The following is a 4,332-nucleotide window of genomic DNA, read 5'->3' as shown; positions in this document are numbered from 1 at the left end:
CCGCCTCGTATGACGTCCGCATCTACAAAAACGCGATGTCCGCGACGTCCGCTTTTCCCCTCATAGCGACCAAATAGCGGACATCGCGCACTTCGCATTTGTGCCATTAAGCGACATTCCGGTGGAGAAGTCCTCAGGGACGCCGTCATAAGCGCCCTTTAACCCAAAAGGCCGGAAGTGGGCCTGCGCAAAGCTCGGTTCCGTATTTAGAAACGGTTAAGTCCTCTCCAGCATATTGGGCCTTGAAGGTGCCAATCGGCACGGCGGTGGCCATGCACCTTCTGGATGTCACATCCAACGGTTCTCGAATAGAACCAGCATACCCGGAACGACCAGCGCGACCATGGAGTCTCTTAGGGGCTTCGCCCTCTTGAGTGGAGGACGCGCAGTCAATGAGACAAGACGAACGGAAATCCCTCCTTCTTCTGGAATGGGATCGTTGGCTTCAGACTCAGCCTATCGACCCACCAGGGCCAACTGCAAAAGAGACATTAAGGTTCTTTTACGAGCTTCAGGATAGGCGATCTCCTCTTTTGGATTTCCGACCAAGGCGACACGATAGGTGGCGAGTCATCCATGAATTGTTGCTGAACGAGGGGCGCGTCTCCGATTGACGCCAACCGCGCATCGCCATCTCCATGCATCAAAAATGCACACCATGCGCGATCAGCAAGAATGTCACCAGCACCACCGAGAAGGCGAATACCCAACCTGCAAGGTAGGCGTTGTACTGGGACGTTGGCTGATAAGATAATTTTCGCCTGCGCGACATCGCTTCCTCCATCGTGCCCCCGAGAGTTGCTCGCGGCAAAGGCTGGCGGATTCGCGGCGACTTGTGCCCCAAAAAAGGCCCCGGCGAGGAAAAGCTGAGGCCATCGAGTTAAGTGGCTTGCGCGATGCGCGATGAATCGCATCACTTTGGCTGGGTGCTGCTCACTTCCCGTTTACACGCAACTCCGGACATGCCGCTGCGCCGCAATAACCGACGCTAAGCGCCATTAGCGGAAATTACTCCATCGGATCCTCGTCCTGGTCCTCGAGATGTTCGTGATCCAAGCGCTTCATGTTCTCAAGTATCACGCTCACGGACAAGACCCGGATCAATTGGCCTGATTTTGTCCGGATATTTACGGCGAACAACTATGGCCCCAAGGCTTTGGTCATGTCGTCATGCTGGGGCGCTGCGGATGACCTCGCGGACGAGTTCGAGAAGGTGAAGTTTCGGCCCGACATCATCTTCGGATCGACCGATCAACGGTTCTACAACGAGTACGCCGTAGCGTGGACGATCTTGTACAACGCGTTCTCTGAGGAAGGTGTCCACAGGGACGTCGCCCGCGACGCATTGCGGTCCATCTGCGCCATCGCGCATGAGAATTTCCGCTATCTGCGCTTTCACGACGAAAAGAAGGAATACGTCCAGTACCCGGGCGGCAAAAAGTACGAGGTTGTCGAGAAAACCAAGAAGACAAAGGAGGCCCGATGAGGGTTTGCGCGCTCAGCGTTTCTTCCTTTGAAGCCTCTCCAGCGTCCCGGGAGGCAAAGTGGCGGGAATCGGCTCTACCTTGCCCACATTCACGGTGGGTCTATCTTCTGAGAGCCGCCGACGCGTGAGGTCCGGAAGTTAGATAAAACGTCGAATGGGGCGCGACAGATTGGCTGCGCTCCTTCCGGCACTTAGAACCGGACGCTCCTTGACAGCCCGCGAACGCCGTCGAAGAACAGCTCGTAGATGTCTAGCGCGGCGCAGCCGAATTTCTCGAGACAACGGTCCCGCGGGAGTCGCCACACGCAGACTCAACGAGAAAGGGCTGACGCCCTTGGCGCCTGCGTCGCGCTCGCGACGTCACAATCGGACGATTTGTCCATCTTTCTCAGCGGAGACCGCAATGGCCTCCAATAGCCGAATGTTTTCGAGCAGTTGCTCGGCGGTGAAGCGATAGGTTGTTTCGCCAGCTACCGCTGCGGCCCAAGCGCTGAAGTTCAGCATAACCGCGTTGACAGGGTTGTAGATGATCTGCTTGCGCTCGCCCCCCGTATGCGCGCAATGAGTCAGAATAGTGGGCTTGCCTTGATCGACATTTCCTTCGCTGGCGATCTCGACCCAGCCTGCGTCCCCGAAAACAGTGACCCGTCCATAGAACGGCGTTGACGACAGGCACGTCAGGGTTGCCCTGACGCCCGACTTGAAGGTGATGTTGGCGACGACAAAATCTTCGGCGGGAGGTTCAAAGACGAGACTTGCCGTTTGCGCCCGCACCTCAGCCACAGCACCGGCATACGAAACGAATAAATCGGTGATATGAATCCCGACCGCGGTCATCATAGCCGCGGGCGCGTTCGATTTGCTCAGTCGCCAATTCTTGGTGTCGAGTTTACGAAATAGGTCGTGGCTGACATTTGCTTCGATGTGCAGGAGCCGTCCCAATGCGCCACTGTGGATCAACCGCCCGAGTTCCTCAAAGGCGGGCTCGTAGCGACGTTCGTGCCCGATGCCGAGAATTGCGCCGACCTTGTTGCAGGCATCCAAAACCCGTTCAGCGCCGGCGCCAGTCAACGTCAGCGGCTTTTCGCAGAATACATTTTTGCCCGCAGCTACCACGGCAAGCACCTGCCGATCATGCAGCGCATGAGGGGTCGCGAGAATGACCCCCTCTACGTCAACGTCCTTCAGCACGCGCTCCAGATCGGATTCGAGAACGAATTTGAACTCTTCGGCGAAGGCCTCGATGCCAGACGGGGGCATCGGATCGACACCATAGACGACCTTGAATCTCGGGCTGCGCGATATGCAGCGTATGATTTCTTTGCCCCACCATCCGAGCCCTACTACCGCGACTTTCATCAGAATTCTTCCTGTTGGGAGATCAGCGACGCGCTGAGAATTCGACGGAAGGCCAAGACGGCACTTTCGACATGCCGGTTCAAGACAGCTATGCCCCCCGGGATCAGCGTTTTCAAAATCAAGGGTTAAACCAGACGGGACCGCCCGTCTGGTTCTCGCTGACGTGTCAGAGTCTAGGGCTACTTGACTGCATCTTCCCACGCTGCGCACTTTCGCTGGTCCAGCGGAGTGTCGTAGTCTTTGACATTTTCTTTATTCACGACGGAAGGCTTCAACAAGATTTCGGTCTTGATGGGAAGCTTGCGAAGATTGCGGATTGCAATCATGACACCGAGGCAGCCCTGCTGAAAGGCATTATAATCCCCGGTTGCGAGTAGTTTTCCCGACTTGATCGCGTCGATGGCTTCTTGGGTGCCGTTGATCCCGGTTACGAGCGACTTGCGCGCAGCCCCGTCCAATGCCTCGATCGCACCGGTCGCCATTGCATCGTTAGCCGCGAGCACGCCATCGATCGACGGATAGGATTGCAACAGGTTTTCCATGACCTGGAGAGCCTGCAATCGCTGATAGTTCGCAGGTTGCGACGCCAGCAACTTCATCCCCGGCGCCTCGGAGATTGCGTCGTTGAAGCCGCGCACACGATCGATGTTGGTCAGCGCACCCTTGACGCCTTCCAACACGACCAAATTACCCTTGCCGCCGAGCGCCTTGACCAGAAACCGAGCGGTCTCCAGACCGAGACTATAGTCGTCAGCCCCCACAAATGCGACGAATTTGCCGCCCGCGCTTCGGTCCGTAATATTGACCACTGGAATGCCGGCTTGGTTGATTTTTTCGACGCTCGGGACCATTGCCTTGTAATCAACCGGAGTGAAGACGATAGCATCCGGCTTTTTGACGATGACGTCTTCGACCTGACTTAGTTGCTCGGGAATGCTGTCGGGCTTGGTCGGGATGTAATGGACGACCTTGGCATTGAGCTGTTTGGCCGCGGCATCAGCGCCGACACGAACCGCCTGAAAGAACGGATTGGTCTGATTTTTAGTGAATACGGCGATGCTTTCGCCATCTGCGAGTGCACCCCCCGCAAATGCCATCGATAGCCCTACTATCGCAAACCTGAGTTTAATCATCATAGTTTCCTCCCTGGAAAGTTGTCTTCTGCTGCCTGATCATGAAGCGTGGCCTGCACGGTAACGCAGTTTCTTATCCACCCAGACGGCCAATACGACGATCACTCCGGTCACAAGCGGCTGCCAGTTCGCATTGACTGCGAGCAAATTCATTCCGTTAAGCACCAGCGTGAGAATGAGAGCGCCGATCAGGGTGCCCGACATTGTTCCGATCCCACCGAACAGAGACGTTCCACCGATCAGAACCGCGGCGATCGCCGGGAGGGTCAGTGAATCGCCGATGTCTCCTTCGGCAGAATTCAAACGCGCGAGGAAAATAAGAGAGGCCAATCCGGCCATTCCACCGCTGACGGC

At 56.5% G+C, this 4,332-nt stretch carries 4 protein-coding genes and 1 pseudogene; 1 reads left to right on the top strand and 4 read right to left on the bottom strand.

The features are described 5' to 3' along the window. Positions 1-643: 643 nt before the first annotated feature. On the bottom strand, positions 644-784 hold the full coding sequence (locus E8A46_RS29675; RefSeq protein WP_291568735.1) for a hypothetical protein: 141 nt from the start codon (positions 782-784) through the stop codon (positions 644-646). A gap of 279 nt (positions 785-1,063) precedes the next feature. Between E8A46_RS29675 and E8A46_RS29670 the strand changes: the two genes are divergently transcribed. Further along, positions 1,064-1,486, top strand: a complete 423-nt coding sequence (locus E8A46_RS29670) for a hypothetical protein (protein ID WP_291568732.1) — start codon at positions 1,064-1,066, stop codon at positions 1,484-1,486. 360 nt (positions 1,487-1,846) lie between these two features. Here E8A46_RS29670 and E8A46_RS29665 read toward each other — a convergent pair whose 3' ends face one another. The 3 genes and pseudogenes from E8A46_RS29665 to E8A46_RS29655 all read right to left on the bottom strand — a co-directional run. Next, entirely contained in the window at positions 1,847-2,845 is a 999-nt protein-coding gene (locus tag E8A46_RS29665) for a Gfo/Idh/MocA family oxidoreductase (protein WP_291568730.1), read from the bottom strand. A gap of 179 nt (positions 2,846-3,024) precedes the next feature. Next, positions 3,025-3,978 carry a sugar ABC transporter substrate-binding protein gene (locus E8A46_RS29660; RefSeq protein WP_291568736.1) on the bottom strand — a complete coding sequence of 318 codons (954 nt, stop codon included), beginning with the start codon at positions 3,976-3,978 and terminating at the stop codon, positions 3,025-3,027. Positions 3,979-4,017: 39 nt separating this feature from the next. Next, positions 4,018-4,332 (bottom strand): annotated as a pseudogene (locus E8A46_RS29655) (ABC transporter permease); the annotation flags it as partial.

The organism is Bradyrhizobium sp., from assembly GCF_004799445.1.
GTDB lineage: Bacteria > Pseudomonadota > Alphaproteobacteria > Rhizobiales > Xanthobacteraceae > Bradyrhizobium.
This window is presented reverse-complemented; position numbering and strand designations above follow the sequence as displayed.

Excerpts from the sequence above, each read along its gene's own strand:
- E8A46_RS29675 (WP_291568735.1), bottom strand. The coding sequence starts at position 784 with ATGGAGGAAGCGATGTCGCGCAGGCGAAAATTATCTTATCAGCCAACG.
- E8A46_RS29670 (WP_291568732.1), top strand. The coding sequence starts at position 1,064 with ATGTTCTCAAGTATCACGCTCACGGACAAGACCCGGATCAATTGGCCT.
- E8A46_RS29665 (WP_291568730.1), bottom strand. The coding sequence starts at position 2,845 with ATGAAAGTCGCGGTAGTAGGGCTCGGATGGTGGGGCAAAGAAATCATA.
- E8A46_RS29660 (WP_291568736.1), bottom strand. The coding sequence starts at position 3,978 with ATGATTAAACTCAGGTTTGCGATAGTAGGGCTATCGATGGCATTTGCG.